We start from the raw sequence: 21701 nt of genomic DNA, 5'->3' as shown, positions 1-21701 counted from the left end.
GCGACGCAGGCCGAGGGGCAATGAAAGAGAGCATCCTGGACGTACTGCTGTACCTGTTTGAACACTATTTCAGCGAAGACGCGGACCTGATCCGTGACCGCGATTCGCTCCAGAACGGCCTGATCCAGGCCGGTTTCAGCCCAACCGAGATCAACAAGGCGTTCGACTGGCTCGACGCCCTGGCCGCGCAGCGGCCGAGCGTGGCCCAGGCACGGGTCGACGGCCCCGTGCGCGTCTACCACGGCCCCGAGCTGGACAAGCTGGACGTGGAATGCCGCGGCTTCCTGCTGTACCTGGAACAGCACGGCATCCTCGACGCCGACCAGCGCGAACTGGTGCTGGACCGGGCGATGGCCTTGGACCAGGACGAACTGGACCTGGACGACCTGAAATGGGTCGTACTGATGGTGCTGTTCAACCAGCCTGGCTCCGAAGCGGCCTATGCCTGGATGGAGACGCAGATGTTCATGGACGAGCCAGAACCCCTGCACTGACCGTACACTTGGGGGCATAGCGCATTCAGGAGCGTCCCCGTGAGCGAGTGGTTCCATGCAGAAGGCAACCGGCAGCAAGGTCCGCTGCCGGCGGAACAATTGGTCGAGCTGTTCCGCAACAACCAGATCACCCTGGACACCCTGGTCTGGCGCGACGGACTGCCGCAATGGCAGCCGTTGCGCACCGTCGTGGACGAACTCGGCCTGATCGTGCCGGCGCTGGACGCCGCCGTACCGCCGGTCGAACCCGAACCGGAACCGGAACCCGTCGCACCGCCTCCGCCGCAGCCGCCGGTACTGCCGGCGTCCACGCCCTACGCCGCCAGTGCATCGGCCACCGTCCTGCCGGCACCGAAAAAGAAGCTGTCCGGCTGTGCGCTGACCGCCATCATCGGTGGTGCCCTGTTGCTGGTACTGGTCCCGATCGTGGCCATCCTGGCCGCCATCGCGCTGCCGGCCTACAACGACTACACCGTGCGCAGCAAAGTCGCCGGCGCCGTGGCCGCGCTGCAGCCGCTGAAGGACCAGGTGCAGCATTTCGCCGATGACGAAGGGCGCTGCCCGGGTGCCAATGACGCCGGCTTCCCGGCCCCGGGCGACTTCGCCAACGCGGGCCTGTCGGCGGTGAACATCGGCCGCTTCAACAACGGTCACTGCGGCATCGAAGCAACGCTGGCGGTACCAGGCAAGGGCATCGACGGCGACCTGCTGTGGCTGGAATACGATCGCGACAGCGGCCGGTGGGAATGCAGTGGCGAAAGCAACGACAAGTACCTGCCGCCGACGTGCCGCGGCTGAGCCACGCGCACGCCAGCACCTCCAAGGATGATTCAACAGGGAACATGCAATGACTGAGTGGTACTACGCCGAAGGACAGCAACGCCAGGGCCCGCTGCCGGTCCAGGAGATCCGCCAGCGCTTCCAGCGCGGCCAGTTGAACCTGGACACCCTGGTCTGGCGCGAGGGCATGGCCCAGTGGGCTGCACTGCGCCAGGTGGTCGACGAGCTCGGCCTGCAGACGCTGGCCGATGCCACCACTGCCACCAGCAGCGGCGGGTTCGACCTGCGCAGCGACTATGCCGCCATCGACAGCGGCACCGCACCGCTGCCCGGCACCGGCGCGCTCAGCAGCTCGCCATACAGCGCTCCAGCCGCCGTCGGCAGCGGTGGCCACGCACAGCCTGTGGTTGGCGGTGAAGTGGTCTACGCAGGCTTCTGGAAGCGCGTGGCGGCCTACATGATCGACTACTTCGTGCTGGTCATCCCCGGCAGCATGATAGGAGCCATCCTCGGTGCGATCCTGGGCGCCAGCATGGGCGCGGTGGGCAGTGGCGAATCAGCCATCGAGATCGTGGCCCAGCTGGCCAGTGCCCTGATCAACCTCTGCATCGGCATGGCGTACTACACCTGGTTCCATGCCTCGAAGGGCGGCGCCACGCTGGGCAAGATGGCGGTCGGCATCAAGGTCGTCCGCGGCAACGGCGAGCGCCTGACCAAGGCCCGCGCGTTCGGTCGTTACTGGGCCATGCTGCTGAGCAGCTTCACCCTCGGCATCGGCTTCCTGATGGCGGCCTTCACCGAGCGCAAGCAGGGCCTGCACGACATGATCTGCGACACTCTGGTGGTCGACCGCTGGGCCTACACCGACCAGCCCCACCTGCAGCGCCGCGAGCTGGGCACCGTCACCGTGCTGGTACTGGTGTTGACCGCAGTACTGTCGCTGGTGGGCCTGGCGCTGCTGGTGTTCGCGGTCGGCTTCATCGCCAAGATGGCCTCCTGAACGGCCATCCTCACGGCTGGCTGCTTGACACGGGCTGGCCGGGCGTGATTCCTCTAATAAGGTGAAACCTGAACGCCCGGCACATTACCGGGCGTTCAGTTTATGGATTTGCGCGTGGCCGCTTCACTAATGCGGCCATTTGCTCCACCCTAGCGGCCCCTTCCCCACGGTTCGCCCCACAGACCCTGCTGCCATGCCCAAGCACCTGCTCATCGTCGAATCGCCGGCCAAGGCCAAGACGATCAACAAATACCTCGGCAAGGACTACACCGTCCTGGCCTCGTATGGGCATGTGCGTGACCTGATTCCGAAGGAAGGCGCGGTCGACCCGGACAACGGGTTCGCCATGCACTATGACGTGATCGACAAGAACGAGAAGCACGTCGACGCGATCGCCAAGGCCGCCAAGGGCGCCGACGACATCCTGCTGGCGACCGACCCGGATCGCGAGGGTGAAGCGATCAGCTGGCATATCGCCGAGATCCTGAAGGAACGCGGGCTGGTCAAGGACAAGCCCATGCAGCGCGTGGTGTTCACCGAGATCACCCCGCGCGCCATCAAGGAAGCCATCAGCCAGCCGCGCGCGATCGCCAGCGACCTGGTCGATGCCCAGCAGGCGCGCCGCGCGCTGGATTACCTGGTCGGTTTCAACCTGTCGCCGGTGCTGTGGCGCAAGGTCCAGCGCGGCCTGTCCGCCGGCCGCGTGCAGAGCCCGGCGCTGCGCATGATCGTCGAGCGCGAGGAAGAGATCGAAGCCTTCATCGCCCGCGAGTACTGGTCGATCGCCGCCGAGTGCGCGCACCCGTCGCAGCACTTCAACGCCAAGCTGATCAAGCTGGACGGGCAGAAGTTCGAGCAGTTCACCATCACCGATGGCGACACCGCTGAAGCGGCGCGGATGCGCATCCAGCAGGCCGCGCAGGGCTCGCTGCACGTCACCGACGTGGCCAGCAAGGAGCGCAAGCGCCGCCCGGCGCCGCCGTTCACCACCTCCACCCTGCAGCAGGAAGCCTCGCGCAAGCTCGGCTTCACCACCCGCAAGACCATGCAGGTGGCGCAGAAGCTGTATGAAGGCGTGGCGATTGGCGACGAAGGCACCGTCGGCTTGATCTCGTACATGCGTACCGACTCGGTGAACCTGTCGCAGGATGCGCTGGCCGAGATCCGCGACGTGATCGCCCGTGATTACGGCATCGCCTCGCTGCCCGACCAGCCCAACACCTACCAGACCAAGTCGAAGAACGCCCAGGAGGCGCACGAAGCGGTGCGCCCGACCTCGGCCCTGCGCACCCCGGCCCAGGTCGCTCGCTTCCTCACCGACGACGAGCGCCGCCTGTACGAACTGATCTGGAAGCGTGCAGTGGCCTGCCAGATGATTCCGGCCACGCTCAACACGGTCAGCGTCGACCTTTCGGCCGGCAGCGAGCACGTGTTCCGTGCCAGCGGCACCACCGTGGTCGTGCCCGGCTTCCTGGCCGTGTACGAGGAAGGCAAGGACAACAAGAGTGCCGAGGACGAGGACGAAGGCCGCAAGCTGCCGGCGATGAAGCCCGGCGACCGCGTGCCGCTGGAACGCATCCAGGCCGAACAGCATTTCACCCAGCCGCCACCGCGCTACACCGAAGCGGCGCTGGTGAAGGCGCTGGAAGAGTACGGCATCGGCCGTCCCTCGACCTACGCCTCGATCATCCAGACCCTGTTGTTCCGCAAGTACGTGGAAATGGAAGGGCGCAGCTTCCGCCCGTCCGATGTGGGCCGCGCGGTGTCCAAGTTCCTGTCCAGCCACTTCACCCAGTACGTGGATTACGACTTCACCGCCAAGCTTGAAGACGAGCTCGATGCCGTCTCGCGTGGCGAAGAAGACTGGATCCCGCTGATGTCGCGCTTCTGGGAACCGTTCAAGGAACTGGTCGAAGACAAGAAGGAATCGGTCGACCGCGCGGAGGCCAGTGGCGCGCGCGAGCTCGGCACCGACCCCAAGACCGGCAAGCCGGTCAGCGTGCGGTTGGGCCGTTTCGGGCCCTATGCCGCCATCGGCAGCACTGCCGAAGATGCCGAGGAGAAGCCGAAGTTCGCTTCGCTGCGCCCCGGCCAGTCGATGCACACCATTTCCCTGGAAGACGCGCTGGAGCTGTTCCTGATGCCGCGCGCACTGGGCGAGGACAACGGCGAGCCGGTCAGCGTCGGCATCGGCCGCTTCGGCCCGTTCGCCAAGCGCGGCAGCACCTATGCCTCGCTGAAGAAGGAGGACGACCCGTACACCATCGACCTGGCGCGCGCCGTGTTCCTGATCGAAGAGAAGGAAGAGATCGCGCGCAACCGGATCATCAAGGAGTTCGAGGGCAGCGACATCCAGGTGTTGAACGGCCGCTTCGGCCCGTACATCAGCGACGGCAGGATGAACGGCAAGATCCCCAAGGATCGCGAACCGGCGTCGCTGACCCTGGCTGAAGTGCAGCAGTTGATGGAAGAAACCGGCAAGCCGGTGCGCAAGGGCTTCGGTGCCAAGAAGGCCGCTGCGAAGAAAGCCCCGGCCAAGAAGGCGGCAGTGAAGAAGGAAGCGGCGCCGAAGAAGGCCGCTGCAAAGAAAGCGCCTGCCAAGAAGGCCGCGGCCAAGAAGGCAGTAAAGAAGGCCCCGGCGAAGAAGGCCGCCAAGAAGGCCGCGAAGTAACTCCACGCCATACGTGGATGAGGGGTAGTGCCGGCCGCTGGCCGGCAACCCCAGAAGCATCAGATGCCGGCCAGCGGCCGGCACTACCGGGTGCCAGGGTCCACCCCTTCTGCACGCAGCAGGGGGATAATGAAGGCCCACGCCGGGCCGGTCGCCGCCATGAAAGAACTCACCCTGGACTCTGCTGTCGCCACGCTCCGCGCGGGCGGCGTGATCGCCTACCCGACCGAAGCGGTCTGGGGCCTGGGCTGTGACCCTTCGCACGAGGCGGCGGTGCACATGGTGCTGCGACTGAAACAACGCCCGATCGAAAAAGGCATGATTCTGGTCGCGGCCGATCTGGCGCAGCTGGAAGGCTGGGTGCGCCTGCAGGCCCTGCCGGACGCACGCCAGCGCGCGGTGCTGGCCAGCTGGCCCGGCGCCAACACCTGGATCCTGCCGGCCGGACCCCGTGCCCAGCCGTGGGTCACCGGGGAGCACAGCGGCATCGCCGTGCGCATCAGCGCCCACCCGCTGGTGGCCGAACTCTGCCGTGCCTGGGGAGGCCCGCTGGTCTCCACCAGCGCCAACCTGGCCGGCGAACCACCGGCGCGCCGCCGCGAAGAACTGGATCCACGCCTGCTGCGCCTGCTTGATGGCATCCTGGATGGCGAAACCGGCGGCCTGGCCCAGCCCACCCCGATCCGCGACGCGCTCAGCGGCAACGTGCTGCGCTCCTGAGCGGCCGATTGCGCTGCCCCGGACAATCGCGCACCCTGCCGTCATGAACCTGCTGCGCACCGCTTTGGGCCTGTGCCTGCTGCTGCCATCGACGGCACCGGCGGCCGAGGATGTGCGGGTCTACCGCTGCGTCGCCAGCAACGGCGCCGTGGCCCTGCAGGACAGGCCCTGCAACAGCGGCCGCCAGGAAGTCCGCGACCTGCAGCGCCCGCGCGATCCATCGCCGCGGGTGGTGCGCAGCGATGCGGCCCCCGCACCGCCGGACGAATCTCCGGTGATGCGTGACCGCGAGGTCCGCCACGTCTACATCCAGCCGCCGCAGCCGCTGTACGAATGCGTGCGCGACGATGGCCAGCGCTATACCAGCGACAGCAACGAGGGCAATCCGCGTTGGGTGCCGTTATGGACCAGCGTCTGGCTGCCACACGGGCATCGGGGCCCATCGTACCCGGGTCCGCGCCCGGCCATCGGCACACCGATCGGTCCGCCCGTCGGCGAGGGTGCAGGTTACCGGCCGCCCGCCGTCGGCGTAGGCGTGCAGGTCCCGGCCGGCAGCGTGCTGGTGCGCGACAGCTGCCACGCGCTGCCGCCACAGGAGGTCTGTGCGCGCCTGCGCGACCGCCGCTGGGAACTGGACCGTCGCTACAACAGCGCATTGCAGAGCGAGCGCACCGCCATCAACAACGAACAGCGTGGCATCGACGCGCGCCTGTCACGCGACTGCCAGCGTTGAGCGCAGCCTGTACGCTGTGAGCATGAACAGACTGATCTGGTTGCTTCTGGCGCTGCTGCCCGGAAGCGCGTTGGCCGAAGAGGGCGTGATCTACCGCTGTACCTCCAGCAGTAGTGACGTCCCTACCCTGCAGCGCACGCCGTGCCCCACCGGCAGCAAGCAGCAGGTGCTGCGCATATCCGGCCCGGCCAATCCGCAGCCGGCTGCCGCTGCACCTGTGGCTGCGGAACCTGCACCCGCCCCCGTCGAAACACCCGCGCCGGTGCCGGCCGGGCCGGCCGTTGCCCCTGCGGCCCCAGCGAAACCACGACGCGCGGACGAAGGACGCACCATCATGGAAGCGGGAATGGTTGAACGCGAAGGTGCCAACCAGATTCTCGACAGTGCGACCCTGCGCCGTGATGCCGATGCCCGTGCCGAAGCAGGCAACGGTCCACCGAAGCCGCCGCTTCCCCCGATCTTCCAGTGCACCGACGGACAGGGCGGTGGTTATCTGCACGAGTACGAGGCATCACCTGGTCGCTGCGAACCGATGACGGTGCAGGGCCTGGGCGGGGTCACGCCGATGAACGCGGCCGGCTGCGAAGTCGTACGCGACCGCTGCGAGGAACTTCCCGAAGCACAGCGATGCGGCAGCTGGCAGCAGCGCTTCCGTGATGCCCGCGGCCGTGAACGCTTCGCCGCACCGGAAAACCGCGATACCGCGCGCGGTGAACGCGAGCGGCTGCAGGCGGTGTTGGAGGCCAGCAACTGCCCGGTACCGGGGTGACCGCCACCCGGTAGTGCCGGCCGCTGGCCGGCAACTGCAATCATCTGAAGATCCTGTGGTTGCCGGCCAGCGGCCGGCACTACCTGCGGAAAGATCAGAACCCGTAGCGCAGGAAGCCGCCATCCACCGCGATGCACTCACCGGTGACATAGCTGGCTGCCGGCAGGCACAGGAAGCCCACCGCGGCGGCCACTTCCTCCGGCTCGCCGATACGACGCATCGGCGTGCGGTTGATCACTTCCTCGTAGTAGTCCGGGTCCGACAACGGACCGGAGGTCCGCCGCGTGCGGATGTACCACGGCGCCACTGCATTGACCCGGATGCCATCCTCGGCCCACTCGACGGCCAGGTTGCGGGTCATCTGGTGCATCGCGGCCTTGCTCATGCCGTAGACCACGCCGCTGCGCACATGGGTCAGGCCGGACACGCTGCCGACGTTGACGATCGACGACGATGCGTGGCGAGCCAGCAGCGGATGCGCGTAGCGCGACAGCTCGAACGCCGAGAACAGGTTGGTCTCGAAGATCTTCCGCCATTCGTCCTCTGAATACTCCGTGGCCGCCTTGGTGACGTTGCCGCCAGCGTTGTTGACCAGGATGTGCAGGCCATCACTGTGGTCTTCCACCCAGTCCAGGATCTGCCGGCGGTCCTCGTCGTCGGAGACATCGGCGGCCAGCGCGTGCACCTGCATCTGCGGATACACATCCAGCAGCTCGTCGCGCGCGGTCTCCAGCATGTCGATATCGCGCCCGACGATCATCAGGTCCGCGCCGAAGCCGGCCAGTTCGTGCGCGATGGCCAGGCCGATACCGGCGCTGGCACCGGTGATCAGGGCGGTCTGCCCGTCCAGGCGCCACCGTTGCTGGGTCATGTGTCCTCCGGGGCCGCGCCCGCTGCATTTCGATGCGGCAAGGATACGCGCTCACGGCGGCCCTCTGCCGAGGATGCGACACTGCACGTACGCCCACTGCGGAGAGCCGCCATGCGCATCCTGACCCTGTTCTCGTCCCTGCTGGCCGGCGTGCTGCTGGTGGCCTGCCAGCGGCCGCCGACGCCGAACCCGGAGAAGCCACCGGTGCCCAAAGCGATGTCGCGTGCGATGCAGGAACCGCTGGACCGCGCCAAGGGCGCGCAGAAAGCGGTGGAAGAAGCCGCCGCACGCGAACGCAAGGCCGAGGCCGACGCGACGCAGTGACCTGTGGGGTCAGAGCCCTTTGCGGGGCAAAGGGATCCGACCCCCACCAACGAAAACGCCCGGCCAGGGCCGGGCGTTTTCATTCGTCACCGTTGCCGATCAGAACCCGCAGAAGCAGTACGCCAGCGCCTTCACCGGCGTGCCGTTGCCCTTCTCGCGCGCCGCGTTCTCGACAAAGCGCAGCTGCGTATCCACTTCCGGCATCGCGCGCGCCAGCACCATCCGCGCCATGCCCGAGTCGGACAGCATCCAGGCGCCGGCGCGGCTGCCGGCGAAACCGCTGACGAACTGCGCGAACGGCGTCGCCGCCTTCTCGATGTAGCGCACGCGGTAGGCATCAGCCTTGCCCAGCTTGGCACGGCTGGCGGCATCGGCCACGGCATCCTTCAGGCCACCGAAGGCATCGACCAGGCCACGTTCCTTGGCCTGCGCACCGCTCCACACGCGGCCACGCGCCACTTCGTCGACGGCCTCGACCGGCTTCTTGCGGGCGTCGGCGACGCGACCGGTGAAGTCGGCGTAACCCTTGTTGATCACCGACTGGATGACCTGGCCCACGGCCGGATCCATCGGGCGGGTGACATCGAACGCACCCGCGAAACGGGTGGTGCCGACACCATCGGTGTGCACGCCGATCTTGTCCAGCGCGCGGCTGAAGTTCGGCACCATGCCGAAGATGCCGATCGAACCAGTGATGGTCGACGGATCGGCATAGATGCGATCGGCATTCATGCTGATCCAGTAGCCACCGGAGGCGGCCAGGTCGCCCATCGACACCACCACCGGCTTGCCGGCGGCCTGCAGGGCCACCACTTCGCGGCGGATCTGCTCGGAGGCGAACACTTCACCGCCCGGCGAATCCACGCGCAGCACCACCGCCTTCACGTTCTCGTCGTCACGCGCGGCACGCAGCAGCGCCGAGGTCGATTCGCCACCGATGCGGCCGGCCGGGAGATCGCCGCCGCTGATTTCGCCGGCGGCCACAACCACCGCTACCTGCGGACGGTTGTCCACCGGGTTGCGGCGCGCATCGAGCTGGCCCAGGTAGGTGCCGAAGTCGACGTTGCGGAAACCACCGTCGGCATCGTCGTCGGCCACGCCGCGCTCGATCATCAGATCCTCGAACTCCTCGCGGGTCTTCAGCGCGGTCACCAGCTTCTGCTGCAGGGCGAACTTGGCCAGGTCGCCACCGGCGGCGGCGATGCCTTCCGGCAGCGTGTCGATGCCGGCGGCCAGCTGTGCCGGGTCCAGGCGACGCGCCTTGGCGATGTCCGCCAGATAGCGCTGCCACACGTCGTTCATCCAGAACAGGTCGGCTTCCTTGGAGGCCGGCGAGGCCGCATCGAGCACGTACGGCTCGGCCGCGGACTTGTACTCGCCCACCTTGAACAGGTGCACGTCCACGCCCAGCTTGTCCTGCAGGCCGGTGCGGAAGTACTGGCGGTAGCGGCCCAGGCCCTCGAGCACCACCGACCCCATCGGATCCAGGTAGACCTCGTCGGCCTGTGCGGCCAGCAGGTACTGCGACTGGCCCATGCTCTCGCTGTAGGCCACCAGCTGCTTGCCGGAGGCACGCAGCTCCTGCAGCGCGGTGGCCACTTCACGCAGCGAAGCGAAGCCGGACGGCTGCAGCTTGTCCAGCTCCAGCACCACGCGCTCGATCTTCTTGTCTTCCTTGGCCGACTCGATCACCCGCAGCAGGTCGCGCAGCTGGATCTCTTCGGCGCCGTTGTCGCCCACCGCCTTGGCCAGTGCGCGGCTGACCGGGTCGGCGCTGAACTGCTCGACCAGGCGGCCTTCCGGGGCGATCACCAGGGTGGTGCGGTCCTGCAGCGACTTGCTGGCACCGGCGCCCATGCCCGCCGCGATGACGAACATCACCAGCAGCAGGAACAGCAGGCCGAAGAACAGCAGGTTGAGGATCAACCGGCGGGTGAAGTTCATGACGTCCCACAGCCCGATGAAGAAACTGGCGACGGGGTTGCGACGCGCCGGGGGCAGCGGGGGCACGGGTTGATTCATGGAACGCTCCGGATGGCTTCTTGCCGTGGTACCAGCATAGCCGGTGCCGCGTGATGCAGCATCGGACACAAGTCAGGGGATCGCCCGCCATGGGTCGGCATGACGGGCGCAAAGGTCAGGACAACATCGACTGGCCGATGCGCAGGCTGCTGCGGCGCAGGCGCCAGCCCATCAGGATGGCAGCGGCGGTCAGGCCAACGATCAGGCCGATCCACATGCCCTGCGGGCCCATGCCCAGGCCCAGGCCGAGCCCGGCGCCGAGCGGCATGCCCAGGCCCCAGTACGCGAACATGGCGATGAACATCGGCACGCGGGTGTCTTTCAGGCCGCGCAGCGCGCCGGCCGACAGTACCTGGATGCCATCCGGGAACTGGAAGGTGGCCGCGTACAGCAGCAGCGTCGAGGCCAGGCCGGCCACCGCCAGGTCGTTGGTGTAGACACCGACGATGGCATCGTGGCCGAACAGCAGCACCGCCGCCGACAGCGTCTGCGTGCCCATGATGATCGCGTAGCCGGCCCAGGCCGCACGCCGTACGCCGAAGCCATCGCCACGGCCAACCGCATGGCCGACGCGCACGGTGGTGGCCTCGGCCACGCCCATCGGGATCATGAAGCACAGCTGCGCCACGTTGATCGCGATCTGGTGCGCGGCCGCTTCATTCGCACCCAGGCGGCCGATCAGCAGCGCGGTGACGATGAACAGGCCGCCTTCCATCAGCACGGTAATGCCGATCGGCAGGCCGGTGCGCAGCAGGTCCCAGATCGCCTTCCAGCGCGGTCCTTCGAAGTGCGAGAACAGCTGCAGGTGGGCGAAGCGCTTGGTGCGCCACAGGTAGAGGGCAAACGCCGTGGCCTGCAGCCACATCATCACCGCCGAAGCGATGCCCAGGCCTTCCGCACCCAGTTCCGGGAAACCGAGCTTGCCGTTGGCCAGCACGTAGCCCATCGGCGCCAGCACCAGCAGGCCGCCGAAGCCGAGCAGCATGGTCGGCAACGTCCAGTGCATGCCTTCGCTCAGGTAACGCATGCAGAAGTACAGGGTCAGTGCGGGCCCGCCCCAGCGCACCGCGTGCAGGAACGCGGTCGCCCCCGGCACGATGTCCGGCGCGATGCCGAACGATGGCAGCAGCGGCGGCACCACCGTGAGGAAGGTGAACATGATCAGGCCCAGGCCCAGCGCCAGCCACAACGCCTGGCGGAACAGCGGGCCGATTTCGCGCTCGCGGCCGGCGCCGTGCAGCTGCGATACCGAGGCGGTGAGCGAGATCAGGGTGCCGATCGGGATCAGCATCGGCAGCCACAGCAGCGCCGTGCCGATGGTCACTGCGGCCAGGGTCGCGGTGGCATGGTGGCCGGCAATCACGTTGTCGACGAAGGAGATCAGGCCGGTGGACACATGCCCGAGCACAAGCGGCAGGGCGAGCAGACCGGTGGCGCCGACTTCCTTGCTGAAGCGCGGCGTGGAGGTTGCAGTAGACATAAGGTGCTTGACGCGAACTACGGTTGCGCGCGAAGGGCACAGGCACCGGGTTGCGGCCGGTCATCTTACGCGCGCAGCGCGCGCATTCCCATGACATGGCGTGAATGCTGGGTTCCGGCAGGCCCCGGCATCACGCGTTGCGATCGCGTTACCGGGAAAACCGTCCGCCCTGTAGAGTCGACTGTCAGTCGACTTCCGCGCGCAGCGCAGGTTTTTCGCGGATCAGTATGAAGAGCAGTCGACCAACAGTCGACGCTACCCCTGGACGCTACGCCTTCCGGTTTACTGACCCGCCTGGCGCTTGAGCCAGGCATCGCGCTCGGCGGCCGGCACGGCGAGGAACGCGCCTCGCACCGTGTCACGCTCCTGCGGTGGCGTGCGCTGCGCGACCAGGGTCAGCTGGGCCAGCTGCGCTGGGCTGAGCTGGCGCAGCACGGCCAGCGCGGCCTCGCGCTGTTCCGGTGGCACGAAGCCGAACAGGCCGTGCAGCTTGGGGAACTCCAGTCCCAGCTGCGGGCCCAGCCGCCAGCCCTCGCGGAAGGCCTGGTCCTGCGCCTGGAACTGCTCGCGCAGGCGCTGCTGCTGGTCCGCCGGCAGCGCATTGAACCGCGCCGCAGCCTGCCGGATGCGCTCCCGCTCGCTCTCCGGCAGGGCGCGCCAGGCCGCGTAGTCGGCACGGCGCTGACGCTGCTGCTGGGCGTCGAGCTGGGTGAACGCAGCGGGCGTCGTGTTTGTGGTGGCCGGAGCGGGAGCCGCCGGTGAACTGCCCGGCACTGGCGGCGGCAGCGGCACGCTCAAGGTCTGCGGCGCGGCGGACAGCGACAACGGCAGGGCCAGCAGCAGGCTGGCGAACAGGGTCTTATTCATCGGCGGCAGCGGTTTCCAGCGTGGCGCTGGCGGGCTCGGGCCGGCTCGGCCTGGATTGCGATTCGTCCACCGGCAACGGGCCGCCGGCGGCGGTCCAGGCATACAGATCGGCATCGGCCACCAGCGGATAGTCGCGGTCGGCCAGCATCATGGCGTCGTCGGAGGCTTGGGCCGGGGTCGCATCCGGCGTGGCATTGACCTTGCTCGGCGGAAGAGCTTCCACCGTGACCGGGCCAGCTTCGCCCACTACCCCTTCCGGCAGTGGAGCGTCGCTACCGGATGAATGTCCTTGCCAGTAGCGCCAGCCCAGTGCCGCGGCCAACAGCACCGCCACCGTCACCAGCAGGATCACCGGGCCGCGCCAGCGCGGCCTGGCATTGGGACGCCGCCGCTTGCCCTGGGCGGCCGCACGATCATCGCGCTGCGGTGCGCGCCAGCTGGTCGCGGGAGCTTCATTGCTGGCGGCCGGCGCAGCCGGCTGCTGCAGCTGCTGCAGGCGCTTGGCCGGCAGGTCGCGGATGCGCAGCTGCACCTGTTCGGCCAGCTGGCGCCATGCCGACGCATCGGGCTGGCCGAGCGCATCACGGGGGCAGGCATCGGCCAGCAGGTGCTGGTAGCCCGCTTCGTCCTGGTCGAGCACGCGCATGGCGATACCCTCGTCCAGACTGCCGCCCACCCGCAGCAGGAGCGCCAAGCGCGGCAGCGGCCCCATTTCGCCCAGCGCGGCCAACGGCGGCAGCCACTGGCCGCCCACCGGCTCGCGCAGCGCCTGGCGCTGGCCCAGCAGGGTCCAGAAGCGGGTCGGCCACTGCGCCATCGGCAGGTCGCTGGCGACCGCGGCGAAGGCGCGCATCACCGCCACCAGGGTCTGCTCGGCTCGCGCGGCATCGCCGCACTGCAGCTCAGCCACCACCAGGGCGCGGCGCTCGACGCCGCGCAGGAACGCCGACAGCGCGCCGGCCGCGGTCGAGGAAACAGGGGCGGGCACAGCCGTCATCGGTCACTCCAAAGGTCTGCCGGCATGATAGCGGCAGCCCATCGGCACCCGTAGGACTTGCGCGCGCAGGCACTTCGTGCTGCAGGTTGTGCACAGCACCACGCCGGCCTCGGGGAAAACTGCGGCATCCAGCTGAATTCACTCTGTTTCAGCAATGTTTCACACTCAAGTTGTTGATTTTGAATGACTTTGAAGTGTGGCGATTTTTTGACCAACCCAAGCGTGAGCTCGTCGCCATCGGCCTCCTGCGTTCCCGTCGACCGGTAACGCACAACGTTATCCACAGAACATGTGGATAAGACTGAATCTCCAATGGACACCGATATTTAGGTGACATTTATGATTCGACGAGGGCTCCCCGGCTGTCTCTGGCCCCTGCCATCCGCGCGCGCATGGCCCGTTACACTGGCCCGATGCTTTCACCCATTCCGACCCTGCAGGTCGCCCTGCCCGTCCCGCTGCCGCGCCTGTTCGACTACCTGTCACCAGAGGGCGATGGCCCCACGGTCGCGGTCGGCTGCCGCCTGAAGGTGCCGTTCGGCAACCGCGAGCTGGTCGGCGTGGTGGTGGGGCACGGCCAGACCGATGACGGCCAGGGACTGCGCCAGGCCTTGGCCTGGTGCGACCCGCAACCGCTGCTCCAGGGCGAGCTGTGGCACAGCCTGCAGTGGCTGGCGCGCTACACCCATGCGCCACTGGGCGAGGTGCTGAGCACCGCCCTGCCGGGCCCGCTGCGCCATGGCGACGCCCTGCCCGACACCCATCACTGGGGCTGGCAGCTGACCGCCGAAGGCCGCGCCCAGCGCGAAAAACTGCGCGCCGGCAGCCGCCCCCGGCAGCTGGCCGAGCTGCTGGCCGACGCCATCGTCGATGAGGACGTGCTGGGCGAACGCATGGACGACTGGCGCACCGCCGCGCGCAGCCTGGCCAAGCGCGAGCTGGCCGAACGCGTGGCGCTGCGCGTCGCTCCGCAGCACGCGCAGCCACTGCCTGGCCCCACCCTCAACACGGAGCAGGCAGAGGCCGTGGCGGCGATCAACGCAATCGAGGGCTTCCAACCGTTCCTGCTGGATGGCGTAACCGGCAGCGGCAAGACCGAGGTCTACCTGCAGGCCATCATCCACTGCCTGGCCCAAGGCAAGCAGGCGCTGGTGCTGGTGCCGGAAATCGGCCTCACCCCGCAGACCCTGGCACGCTTCCGCGGCCGCCTCGGCATCGCCGTGCATGCACTGCATTCGGGGTTGAACGACAACGAGCGCGCCCGGGTCTGGGCGGCGGCTTCGCGCGGCGAGGCACGGGTGATCGTCGGCACCCGCTCGGCGGTGTTCACGCCGCTGCCGCAGGCCGGCCTGCTGATCGTCGACGAGGAGCATGACGGCAGCTACAAGCAGCAGGACGGCATCCGCTACCACGCACGCGACTTCGCCCTGGTCCGGGGCAAGGCGCTGGGCGTTCCGGTGCTGCTGGGCAGCGCTACGCCTTCACTGGAGACGCTGCACAACGCCTATGCCGGGCGCTACACCCACCTGCGCCTGAAGCAGCGTGCCGGTGATGCGCGGCCACCGCGCGTGCGCATCCTTGATGTGCGCAAGCGACCATTGCATGACGGCCTCTCGGCCGACGTGCTGGCCGGCATTGGCGAGCACCTGCAGCGCGGCCAGCAGGTGCTGGTGTTCAAGAACCGCCGTGGCTATGCGCCGGTACTGCTGTGCCACGACTGCGGCTGGACCGCGCCATGCAACCGCTGCGATGCACCGATGACCGTGCATGGCGGCGGTCGTCGCCTGCAGTGCCATCACTGCGGTGCGCGGCAACCGGCGCCGCTGGCATGCCCCGCGTGCGGGAGTCTGGCGCTGCAACCGCAGGGCATCGGCACCGAGCGTCTGGAAGAACATCTCACCGCCGCCTTCGCCGACTTCCCGGTGGTGCGCATCGACCGCGGCACCACGTCGCGACGCGATGCACTGGAACAACAGCTGGCGAAACTGGGCGACCAGCCCGGCATCCTGGTCGGCACGCAGATCCTGGCCAAGGGCCACGACCTGCCCAAGCTGACCCTGGTGGTGGTGGTCGGCATCGACGAAGGCCTGTTCTCCGCCGACTTCCGCGCCAGCGAGAAACTGGCGCAGCAGCTGATCCAGGTCGCCGGTCGCGCCGGACGCGCGCGCGACCCGGGCGAAGTCTGGCTGCAGACGCATCACCCGGGGCACCCACTGCTTGAAACCCTGGTCAGCGGTGGCTACCACCCGTTCGCGCAGGCCGAGTTGAACCAGCGCCAGGCCGCAGGATTCCCGCCGTTCGCGCATCTGGCGCTGATGCGCGCTGAAGCGCAGCAGGTGGAGCATGCCAATGCATTCCTGCTGGCAGCGCGACAGCTGCTGGGCGAGCAGGACGTGGTGGAGGCCTATGGACCCATGCCGGCGCCGATGCCACGGCGCGCCGGTTATCAGCGCGCCCAGCTGCTGCTGTCTGCCGCGCAGCGGCCACCGCTGCACGGGGTGCTTTCGCAACTGGTACCGCAGCTGTATGCGCTGCCGGAAGCACGCAAGGTGCGCTGGTCGCTGGATGTGGATCCGACGGATCTTTATTGAGGGGTCAGAGCCCACCCGTCGGGTGGGATCCGACCCCGATGCCCTGGGGCCGGATCCCTTTTCGCAGAAAAGGGCTCTGACCCCGGACGCTTTCGCTTACGTCAGCGGCGACATCACGCCGCGCTGGTAGGCGGGGCGCTCGCGAAGACGGGCGTACCAGTCGGCCAGGTGCGGCAGTTCCGGACGCTGGATCGGCAGTTCGAACCAGGCATAGATCAGCGAGCCCAGCGGGATGTCACCCATCGCGAATGTCTCGCCGGACAGCCACGGCTGCTTGGCCAGGGTGGCATCGGCCATCGCCAGGTAGTCGCCGGCGCGCACGATGGCGGCATTGATCCGCGCTTCGTCGCGGTCGGCCGGGGCGGTGCGCATGATGCCCCAGATCAGGTCGGTGTACAGCGGCGCCATGCGCGAGGTGCTCCAGTCCATCCACTTCTCGGCCTGGGCGCGTTCCATCGGGTCTTCAGCGTACAGCGTGCCCAGCGCGTAGCGCGCACTCAGGTAGCGCACGATGGCGTTCGATTCCCACAGCGGCAGGCCGTGGTCTTCGATCACCGGTACCAGGCCATTGGGATTCATCGCCTGGTATTCCGGCGTCTGCGTGCCGCCGTGGCTGCCACCGACCTCGATGGACTCGTACGGCAGGCCGATTTCCTCGGCACACCACAGCACCTTGCGGACGTTGCTGGAATTGCGACGGCCCCAGATCTTCAACATGCGGGTATTCCTTGCTGGCAATGCGAGCGGCAACGATACCCCTGATCGGGCGGGGTGTGTGCATGCCGGATGCGGGATCTGGTGTCCGGGCATTGCCGGCCAGCGGCCGGCACTACCGGTTCCTCGCTGGCCAGCGGCCGGCATTACCGGTTCTTTTTCGGCAGCGCGCGCACGTAGGACGACTTGCCATCCTTCTTCAGTTCGAACAGGCCGATCGCTGCCAGCAGATCGCTGAGCTTGCCGTAGCCATAGTTGCGCGGGTCGAACGACGCCTGGTTGCCGATCTGGCTGCCGACCGGGCCGAGGTGCGACCAGCCATCCTCACCCTCGGCCGCGGACACCGCGCGGCGCAGCATCTTCACCAGCCGCGTGTCGCTGCGCATTTCCGCACCGCTCTTGCGCGGGCGCGCATCGTCGTTGGCCACCGGCTCGTTCGAGGCCTGTTCGCTGGAGGCCTGTTCGGTATCCGGCACGCTGGCGTGGGTCTGGCCCAGTGCTTCCAGGTAGGTGAATTTCGAACACGCGTTGACGAACGGCTCGGGTGTTTTCTTCTCGCCGAAACCGTACACCTTCACGCCATCGGTCAGCAGGCGCATCACCATCGGGGTGAAGTCCGCATCGCTGGAGACGATGGCAAAGCCATCCAGGTTGCGCGCGTACAGCAGGTCCATGGCATCGATCACCATCGCCATGTCCGAGGCATTCTTGCCCTTGCTGTAGGCGAACTGCTGGATGGGACGGATCGCATACTCATGCAGCACCGCTTCCCACCCCTTCAGTCGCGGGCTCTTCCAGTTGCCATAGGCGCGGCGCACGTTGGCCACCCCATAGCGGGCCACTTCGGCCAACACCTCGTCGATCTTCGAGGCCGGCGCATTGTCGGCGTCGATCAACAGGGCGATGCGCTTTTCCGGTTCGCTCATGGACTCCTCGCGGGCGGTTGCCTGAACCCGAGTATCGCCGATCCACGCGGGCGCTGACGTGACAGGCGGCCGCCGTGCGAAGATGCCAGGCGCTTCCCCCAATGCCCCCACTGGAGTGAGTCGATGAGTCGCGAGCGCGTTCCCCACCTGGTTGTTGTCGGCGGCGGTTTTGCCGGTCTCTGGGCCACCCGTGCCCTGGCCCGCGAGCGCATACGCATCACCCTGGTCGACCGCCGCAACCATCATCTGTTCCAGCCGCTGCTGTACCAGGTGGCCACCGCCGGCCTGTCCGCGCCGGATATCGCTGCACCACTGCGCCATATCCTCGGCCACCAGCGCAACGTGGAAGTCCGCCTCGGCGAAGTGGTCGCCATCGACAAGCAGTCCCGGCAGATCCGCATGGCCGATGGCAGCACGCTGGACTACGACAGCCTGCTGCTGGCCACCGGCGCCACCCACGCCTACTTCGGCAACGACCAGTGGGCCGATGATGCGCCCGGCCTGAAGACGCTGGACGATGCGATCGCGCTGCGCCGCAAGCTGCTGCTGGCGTTCGAGCGCGCCGAGGCGGAACCGGACCCGGCGAAGAAGGCCGCATGGCTGAGCTTCGCGGTGGTCGGTGGCGGTCCCACCGGTGTTGAACTGGCCGGCACCCTGGCCGAGATCGCGCGGCATACGTTGCGCAACGAATTCCGCCACATCGACCCGGCCAGCGCCAAGGTGCGGCTGGTCGAGGCCGGCCCGCGCGTGCTGTCCTCGTTCCCGGAAGTACTTTCGCTGAAAGCACGCCGCCAGCTGGAAAAGCTGGGCGTGGAAGTGCTGACCGGTACCCCGGTGAGCGACATCGACAGCCAGGGCTTCACGCTCGGTGACCAGTTCGTACCGGCCCGCACCGTGGTCTGGGCCGCCGGCGTGGCCGCTTCACCGCTGGCGCGCACGCTGGACGTGCCGCTGGACCGCGCCGGCCGCGTGCCGGTGCAACCGGACCTGACCCTGCCCGATCACCCGGAGCTGTTCGTGGCCGGTGACCTGGCCGCACTGAGCCAGGCCGACGGCAAGCCGGTACCCGGCGTGGCACCCGCTGCCAAGCAGATGGGCAAATACGTGGCCGAGGTGATCCGCGCACGCCTGCACGGCAAGCCCGAGCCCGGCCCGTTCAAGTACGCCGACTACGGCAACCTGGCCACCATCGGTCGCATGGCCGCGATCGTGCACCTGGGGCGGCTGCAGCTGTCGGGCGTGCTGGCCTGGTGGTTCTGGCTGGCCGCGCACGTGTTCTTCCTGATCGGCTTCCGCAACCGCATCGTGGTGCTGCTGAACTGGGCCGTGGCGTACTGGAGCTACCAGCGCAGCGCACGCATCATCTTCGGCGATGACCAGGAAGACCGGCGACCGAGGCGGTAGTGCCCGCCGCTGGCCGGCTGCCACGCGGTCCGATCCCTTTCCGCAGGAAAGGGCTCTGACTCCGTCAACATCATCCATGCATGGCGTGGATCTACCGCTTCATCGGGCCGCCGGGCGCCCGCCGTTTCGACCATGCGCGGCAGAAGTCCTCCTTCCTTGCGGTGTCGGCAATCTGCGCGGCACTCCAGTTGCGGGTAATCCAGATCGTCAGTGCCGTGCTGCTCAGATGCCAGCGCAGCATGTCGTGCCGTGGCTGCCGCCAAAGATGGCGGCGGGCAATCCAGAACGCCTCCCGTTCCACCTCTGGCACCTTCTTCTTCATCGCGTCGTCGTCGAAGAACTGCGCGGCGAAACTCCAGGGATTCATCGGCTGAAATCCTGTTCGCGGTTCACTGCTGCACGCAGCCACACCACTGGGCGCACGGTCTGCTGGCTTCGGCCAACCGCCCACCAGGGCAAGCCCGAGCAGGTACAGCAGGCCAGGCAGCAGTGCGATGCCGGCGGCCAGTACGACGACGGAGACCCATGCCTTACCGGCGGCACGCATCGTGCTCACTTCGCCTTCGGTTTCGGGTACCACAACGCGTTGACGATGACCCAGCGCTGGTCGAAGCGCCCCATGTGGAAGTAATCGACGAACCACGGCGTTTCCAATCGCACCGAGGCGGCATTGCCGGTCACGTCCAGCACCGTGCAGCGGCGGTCCCATTGATCCTTCGGGGTTTTCAGCGCGCCCTGCTTCGTCAGCGCGACCAGTTCTTCCTTCGACATGCGGCGCAGGCCCAGCCGCTCGTCGGGCGTATCGCCGAGGACCGCGCGCTTGGCCAGGTCCGGGTGCAGGGAGCGGGCGACGCGCTGCGGGTCGGCCTCCAGCTGGCCGTCGACGTAGTCATGGCAGGTGGCTTCGATGGCCGCGAGGGTGGCCGGGTCGGCAGCGGGACTGGTTGACGCGGAGAGAGCGAACAACAGGGCGACGGTGGACATCCGGGTCTCCAGCGCTGAGGGCTGGGCGATCATCGCATGGCGGCACAGAGGCATCCATGTATGCCATGGATCTACAGGGACCCAGCATCCACCGCCTGCAGCCAGGCCAGCTTGCGTTCGCGCGGCTGCTGCTTGAGCTGCCATTCGGCCCGCGAGGCGGCGGCCCGGTCCGGGTACTCGCGCACGGCCAGCACCCGCAGCGGCGGCCGGGCCCGGGTGTAGCGCGCGCCCTTGCCAGCCTGATGGGCGGCGAAACGCGCGTCCACGTCGGTGCTGATGCCGGCGTAATAGCTGCCATCGCGACATTCGAGCAGGTACAGGAACCACGGGCGGAGGGACGGGGCCATGCCCGGATTATGCCGTGCTGCACTGCAGCGGATATACTGGCGCCCGAATGCAGGAGAGAGGCGCCGCGCTGGCGCCCGCCGAAGGCGCAGGCTCCCATGATCGCTCAGGCCGGTGGGCTGGAATCCCACCAACCATGCATTCGACTCGCCGAGCTGGAGAGAGGTCACCGGGCATGCCCGGGACGATCCGCCGAAGGGGCACGCGGCCCATGCCGCTGAACTCTCAGGCAAAAGGACAGCGGGAGCGGCACCGGTCATCGTCATTCCGTCATTGCGCAGGCAATGGCGGCGTCCGCGCATGGCCGGCCCCACCGCGCCCGGAGCCTGCCCCATGTTGCTGTCCATCATCTACCTGATCGCCATTTCCGCCGAAGCCATGACCGGCGCACTTTCTGCCGGCCGCCGCCGCATGGACCTGTTCGGCGTGGTCATGATCGCCTGCGTCACCGCCCTCGGCGGTGGTTCACTGCGCGACATCCTGCTCGGCCACTACCCGCTGGGCTGGGTGAAGCATCCCGAGTACCTGGGCTTCACCGTGTGCGCGGCGCTGATCGCCACCTGGGTGGCGCGCTGGATGCACCACTTCCGCCGCACCTTCCTGGTGCTCGATGGCCTGGGCCTGATCGCCTTCACCCTGATCGGCTGCTCGATTGCGCGCGAAGCCGGCCATGCGATGCCGATCGTGCTGATCGCCGGCATGCTGACCGGCGCGTTCGGCGGCGTGCTGCGCGACATCCTCTGCAACGAGGTGCCGCTGATCTTCCAGAAGGAGCTGTACGCGATCATCGCACTGCTGACCGGCGCGGCCTACCTGTTGCTGCTGCACTGGGGCGTGGCCGACGCCACCGCGATCCTGTGCTGCCTCGGCGGCGGCTTCGCGCTGCGCCTGCTGGCGATCCACTACCGCTGGGAAATGCCGAAGTTCGTGTACCACGACGAAGTGCATTGAGGTTCGCGCGGCGGAATCCGCACCACCCCGGCGATGTACCTGGCGCTGTCGCTCATGC

At 67.8% G+C, this 21701-nt stretch carries 21 protein-coding genes and 2 riboswitches; of the genes, 11 read left to right on the top strand and 10 right to left on the bottom strand.

Going from position 1 to position 21701, the window contains the following annotated elements; genetic code table 11:
* Positions 1 to 20 precede the first annotated feature (20 nt).
* The 7 genes from AC5P5S_RS06425 (at position 21) to AC5P5S_RS06395 (ending at position 7167) form a co-directional block, all read left to right on the top strand.
* A complete protein-coding gene (locus AC5P5S_RS06425) occupies positions 21 to 494 on the top strand; it encodes a DUF494 family protein (RefSeq protein ID WP_005411195.1) in 474 nt (157 codons plus the stop codon).
* Between the two features lie 39 nt (positions 495 to 533).
* Complete coding sequence (locus AC5P5S_RS06420; protein ID WP_005414606.1) at positions 534 to 1292, top strand: pilin; 759 nt, start codon at positions 534 to 536, stop codon at positions 1290 to 1292.
* A 49-nt stretch (positions 1293 to 1341) separates the two neighbouring features.
* Positions 1342 to 2274, top strand: a complete 933-nt coding sequence (locus tag AC5P5S_RS06415; protein ID WP_024957896.1) for an RDD family protein — start codon at positions 1342 to 1344, stop codon at positions 2272 to 2274.
* Between the two features lie 193 nt (positions 2275 to 2467).
* Positions 2468 to 4945, top strand: a complete 2478-nt coding sequence (locus tag AC5P5S_RS06410) for a DNA topoisomerase I (protein ID WP_062605553.1) — start codon at positions 2468 to 2470, stop codon at positions 4943 to 4945.
* 129 nt (positions 4946 to 5074) lie between these two features.
* Complete coding sequence (tsaC, locus tag AC5P5S_RS06405) at positions 5075 to 5665, top strand: L-threonylcarbamoyladenylate synthase type 1 TsaC (protein WP_005411199.1); 591 nt, start codon at positions 5075 to 5077, stop codon at positions 5663 to 5665.
* Between the two features lie 43 nt (positions 5666 to 5708).
* Positions 5709 to 6398 (top strand): DUF4124 domain-containing protein, encoded by a 690-nt coding sequence (locus tag AC5P5S_RS06400; RefSeq protein ID WP_062605551.1) that lies wholly within the window; start codon positions 5709 to 5711, stop codon positions 6396 to 6398.
* Positions 6399 to 6420: 22 nt separating this feature from the next.
* The gene (locus AC5P5S_RS06395) at positions 6421 to 7167 is read left to right on the top strand and encodes a hypothetical protein (protein WP_032967020.1); all 747 of its coding nucleotides are present in this window, start codon (positions 6421 to 6423) and stop codon (positions 7165 to 7167) included.
* 94 nt (positions 7168 to 7261) lie between these two features.
* On the opposite strand, the gene AC5P5S_RS06390 is transcribed toward AC5P5S_RS06395, so the two are convergent.
* Positions 7262 to 8038, bottom strand: a complete 777-nt coding sequence (locus tag AC5P5S_RS06390) for an SDR family oxidoreductase (RefSeq protein WP_005411202.1) — start codon at positions 8036 to 8038, stop codon at positions 7262 to 7264.
* Between the two features lie 111 nt (positions 8039 to 8149).
* On the opposite strand from AC5P5S_RS06390, the gene AC5P5S_RS06385 reads away from it, so the two are divergent.
* Complete coding sequence (locus tag AC5P5S_RS06385; protein ID WP_005414610.1) at positions 8150 to 8362, top strand: hypothetical protein; 213 nt, start codon at positions 8150 to 8152, stop codon at positions 8360 to 8362.
* Positions 8363 to 8461: 99 nt separating this feature from the next.
* Here AC5P5S_RS06385 and sppA read toward each other — a convergent pair whose 3' ends face one another.
* The 4 genes from sppA to AC5P5S_RS06365 form a co-directional block, all read right to left on the bottom strand.
* Positions 8462 to 10384 carry a signal peptide peptidase SppA gene (gene sppA, locus AC5P5S_RS06380; RefSeq protein ID WP_062605549.1) on the bottom strand — a complete coding sequence of 641 codons (1923 nt, stop codon included), beginning with the start codon at positions 10382 to 10384 and terminating at the stop codon, positions 8462 to 8464.
* 115 nt (positions 10385 to 10499) lie between these two features.
* Positions 10500 to 11864 (bottom strand): MATE family efflux transporter, encoded by a 1365-nt coding sequence (locus tag AC5P5S_RS06375; RefSeq protein WP_005414611.1) that lies wholly within the window; start codon positions 11862 to 11864, stop codon positions 10500 to 10502.
* Positions 11865 to 12146: 282 nt separating this feature from the next.
* Positions 12147 to 12731 carry a DUF3106 domain-containing protein gene (locus AC5P5S_RS06370; RefSeq protein ID WP_005414612.1) on the bottom strand — a complete coding sequence of 195 codons (585 nt, stop codon included), beginning with the start codon at positions 12729 to 12731 and terminating at the stop codon, positions 12147 to 12149.
* On the bottom strand, positions 12724 to 13728 hold the full coding sequence (locus AC5P5S_RS06365) for a hypothetical protein (protein ID WP_062605548.1): 1005 nt from the start codon (positions 13726 to 13728) through the stop codon (positions 12724 to 12726). The genes AC5P5S_RS06370 and AC5P5S_RS06365 overlap by 8 nt, the downstream gene beginning before the upstream one ends.
* A 413-nt stretch (positions 13729 to 14141) precedes the next feature.
* On the opposite strand from AC5P5S_RS06365, the gene AC5P5S_RS06360 reads away from it, so the two are divergent.
* A complete protein-coding gene (locus AC5P5S_RS06360) occupies positions 14142 to 16319 on the top strand; it encodes a primosomal protein N' (RefSeq protein ID WP_049419118.1) in 2178 nt (725 codons plus the stop codon).
* Positions 16320 to 16415: 96 nt separating this feature from the next.
* Here the strand turns inward: AC5P5S_RS06360 and AC5P5S_RS06355 are convergent, their stop codons facing one another.
* Entirely contained in the window at positions 16416 to 17036 is a 621-nt protein-coding gene (locus AC5P5S_RS06355; RefSeq protein WP_005414615.1) for a glutathione S-transferase family protein, read from the bottom strand.
* A 143-nt stretch (positions 17037 to 17179) separates the two neighbouring features.
* Positions 17180 to 17959, bottom strand: coding sequence for an NYN domain-containing protein (locus AC5P5S_RS06350; protein WP_005411210.1), 780 nt, complete (start codon positions 17957 to 17959; stop codon positions 17180 to 17182).
* 123 nt (positions 17960 to 18082) lie between these two features.
* Here AC5P5S_RS06350 and AC5P5S_RS06345 point away from each other — a divergent pair, with 123 nt between their 5' ends.
* Entirely contained in the window at positions 18083 to 19363 is a 1281-nt protein-coding gene (locus AC5P5S_RS06345) for an NAD(P)/FAD-dependent oxidoreductase (RefSeq protein ID WP_005411211.1), read from the top strand.
* A gap of 91 nt (positions 19364 to 19454) precedes the next feature.
* On the opposite strand, the gene AC5P5S_RS06340 is transcribed toward AC5P5S_RS06345, so the two are convergent.
* The 3 genes from AC5P5S_RS06340 to AC5P5S_RS06330 all read right to left on the bottom strand — a co-directional run bounded on the left by AC5P5S_RS06340 (position 19455) and on the right by AC5P5S_RS06330 (position 20694).
* Complete coding sequence (locus AC5P5S_RS06340; protein ID WP_012481379.1) at positions 19455 to 19910, bottom strand: hypothetical protein; 456 nt, start codon at positions 19908 to 19910, stop codon at positions 19455 to 19457.
* Positions 19911 to 19915: 5 nt separating this feature from the next.
* Positions 19916 to 20347 carry a nuclear transport factor 2 family protein gene (locus tag AC5P5S_RS06335; protein ID WP_005411213.1) on the bottom strand — a complete coding sequence of 144 codons (432 nt, stop codon included), beginning with the start codon at positions 20345 to 20347 and terminating at the stop codon, positions 19916 to 19918.
* A 71-nt stretch (positions 20348 to 20418) separates the two neighbouring features.
* Positions 20419 to 20694, bottom strand: coding sequence for a GIY-YIG nuclease family protein (locus AC5P5S_RS06330; protein WP_005411214.1), 276 nt, complete (start codon positions 20692 to 20694; stop codon positions 20419 to 20421).
* 40 nt (positions 20695 to 20734) lie between these two features.
* A riboswitch (glycine riboswitch) is annotated at positions 20735 to 20824 on the top strand.
* A 13-nt stretch (positions 20825 to 20837) separates the two neighbouring features.
* Positions 20838 to 20943, top strand: a riboswitch (glycine riboswitch).
* A gap of 82 nt (positions 20944 to 21025) precedes the next feature.
* Here AC5P5S_RS06330 and AC5P5S_RS06325 point away from each other — a divergent pair.
* Positions 21026 to 21643, top strand: a complete 618-nt coding sequence (locus tag AC5P5S_RS06325) for a trimeric intracellular cation channel family protein (RefSeq protein ID WP_005411215.1) — start codon at positions 21026 to 21028, stop codon at positions 21641 to 21643.
* Positions 21644 to 21701 lie beyond the last annotated feature (58 nt).

The organism is Stenotrophomonas sp. YJH_SMC_54, from assembly GCF_059368435.1.
The sequence above is the reverse complement of the archived record's forward strand: the minus strand, read 5'-3'. Positions and strand labels throughout refer to the sequence as shown.

Excerpts from the sequence above, each read along its gene's own strand:
- AC5P5S_RS06425 (WP_005411195.1), top strand. The coding sequence starts at position 21 with ATGAAAGAGAGCATCCTGGACGTACTGCTGTACCTGTTTGAACACTAT.
- AC5P5S_RS06415 (WP_024957896.1), top strand. The coding sequence starts at position 1,342 with ATGACTGAGTGGTACTACGCCGAAGGACAGCAACGCCAGGGCCCGCTG.
- AC5P5S_RS06410 (WP_062605553.1), top strand. The coding sequence starts at position 2,468 with ATGCCCAAGCACCTGCTCATCGTCGAATCGCCGGCCAAGGCCAAGACG.
- tsaC (WP_005411199.1), top strand. The coding sequence starts at position 5,075 with ATGAAGGCCCACGCCGGGCCGGTCGCCGCCATGAAAGAACTCACCCTG.
- AC5P5S_RS06400 (WP_062605551.1), top strand. The coding sequence starts at position 5,709 with ATGAACCTGCTGCGCACCGCTTTGGGCCTGTGCCTGCTGCTGCCATCG.
- AC5P5S_RS06395 (WP_032967020.1), top strand. The coding sequence starts at position 6,421 with ATGAACAGACTGATCTGGTTGCTTCTGGCGCTGCTGCCCGGAAGCGCG.
- AC5P5S_RS06390 (WP_005411202.1), bottom strand. The coding sequence starts at position 8,038 with ATGACCCAGCAACGGTGGCGCCTGGACGGGCAGACCGCCCTGATCACC.
- AC5P5S_RS06385 (WP_005414610.1), top strand. The coding sequence starts at position 8,150 with ATGCGCATCCTGACCCTGTTCTCGTCCCTGCTGGCCGGCGTGCTGCTG.
- sppA (WP_062605549.1), bottom strand. The coding sequence starts at position 10,384 with ATGAATCAACCCGTGCCCCCGCTGCCCCCGGCGCGTCGCAACCCCGTC.
- AC5P5S_RS06375 (WP_005414611.1), bottom strand. The coding sequence starts at position 11,864 with ATGTCTACTGCAACCTCCACGCCGCGCTTCAGCAAGGAAGTCGGCGCC.
- AC5P5S_RS06370 (WP_005414612.1), bottom strand. The coding sequence starts at position 12,731 with ATGAATAAGACCCTGTTCGCCAGCCTGCTGCTGGCCCTGCCGTTGTCG.
- AC5P5S_RS06365 (WP_062605548.1), bottom strand. The coding sequence starts at position 13,728 with ATGACGGCTGTGCCCGCCCCTGTTTCCTCGACCGCGGCCGGCGCGCTG.
- AC5P5S_RS06360 (WP_049419118.1), top strand. The coding sequence starts at position 14,142 with ATGCTTTCACCCATTCCGACCCTGCAGGTCGCCCTGCCCGTCCCGCTG.
- AC5P5S_RS06355 (WP_005414615.1), bottom strand. The coding sequence starts at position 17,036 with ATGTTGAAGATCTGGGGCCGTCGCAATTCCAGCAACGTCCGCAAGGTG.
- AC5P5S_RS06350 (WP_005411210.1), bottom strand. The coding sequence starts at position 17,959 with ATGAGCGAACCGGAAAAGCGCATCGCCCTGTTGATCGACGCCGACAAT.
- AC5P5S_RS06345 (WP_005411211.1), top strand. The coding sequence starts at position 18,083 with ATGAGTCGCGAGCGCGTTCCCCACCTGGTTGTTGTCGGCGGCGGTTTT.
- AC5P5S_RS06340 (WP_012481379.1), bottom strand. The coding sequence starts at position 19,910 with ATGCGTGCCGCCGGTAAGGCATGGGTCTCCGTCGTCGTACTGGCCGCC.
- AC5P5S_RS06335 (WP_005411213.1), bottom strand. The coding sequence starts at position 20,347 with ATGTCCACCGTCGCCCTGTTGTTCGCTCTCTCCGCGTCAACCAGTCCC.
- AC5P5S_RS06330 (WP_005411214.1), bottom strand. The coding sequence starts at position 20,694 with ATGGCCCCGTCCCTCCGCCCGTGGTTCCTGTACCTGCTCGAATGTCGC.
- AC5P5S_RS06325 (WP_005411215.1), top strand. The coding sequence starts at position 21,026 with ATGTTGCTGTCCATCATCTACCTGATCGCCATTTCCGCCGAAGCCATG.